General features: G+C 43.3%; 1 protein-coding gene. It reads right to left on the bottom strand.

What is annotated here, in order from left to right:
- Window positions 1-218: 218 nt before the first annotated feature.
- Window positions 219-899, bottom strand: a complete 681-nt coding sequence (locus tag ACCI49_RS24795; RefSeq protein WP_371841937.1) for a porin family protein — start codon at window positions 897-899, stop codon at window positions 219-221.
- Window positions 900-983: the final 84 nt, after the last annotated feature.

Below are 983 nucleotides of genomic sequence, written 5' to 3'. Positions count from 1 at the left end.
TCGAACCTAGGTGTAACATGAGCCACCTCACTCGTAACAGGCAAAGCCAGTCACTCATGACCACGTCCGTAGGACGTGGGTTTCTACGTTAAACTAAAAAACACCCACCAATCAAAACCAACTATTAATCTATATGATATACAGCGATATTAGAGGCCGCCTTCTCTTCAATTGAAGACAGCCCCTACAAACCTCAAACCACTAGGACTTTTACGCTTTTAAAAACGCGCACTCGCACCAAAACGGAAGTATCGAGGTGTTTGATAAACCTCATTGATCCCCCAATCCGGGTCAGCGATTCCGGGGCTCAACTCAGCAAACTCATATACTTCTGTTTCAGCGTCAGCATCGAGAATATTGAATACCTCCGCCCTAAGCTCTACATCTGCCAAACCAATTCGTGTATTGTAAACTAACGACAGGTCTATTTGGTTGACCCAACTAGTTCTCCCCCGACTTCCGCGTTTTGTTTTAATCAGATTTCCATTTGGATCGGTAATATAATAGGTATCACCATAACCGGGAGTACTACTTGGATGCCCAGCCCCAAAAGAGTTAATTGGACGTCCAGATTGCAATAGGAAATTGGCTCCAAACAAAAGGTTTTCCATAATCTGGTAATTCCCGTATATTTTGAATTTATGAGTGCGATCATTGGGTAGATAACCATTCGCCCCATCCATCAATTCAGGAAAATCAAAATCCTGAGTAATCCCTGCATCATCCTGAGCATTATCAGACTTTACATAACCTTCAGTATTCCCTTTGCTTTCAGACCAAGTGTAGCTTGCGTTTACTCCCCAAACACCATCAAAGGCTCTCTTCGCAGAAAACTCCAGCTCTTTATAAGTTCTCTTAGCCTCTGAGTAATTAAGTAGTCGGCCCTGAAAAAAAACCAATCACTTGCCTCCAGCACGGTGTAATGAGGGTTTACGGGGCGATTCGGACTAAATCCACCTTCCAAAACGTAAGTAAAATATCCG

The sequence above is a fragment of the Microbulbifer epialgicus genome (assembly GCF_041447265.1).
Classification (GTDB): domain Bacteria; phylum Pseudomonadota; class Gammaproteobacteria; order Pseudomonadales; family Cellvibrionaceae; genus Microbulbifer; species Microbulbifer epialgicus.
The sequence above is the reverse complement of the archived record's forward strand: the minus strand, read 5'-3'. Positions and strand labels throughout refer to the sequence as shown.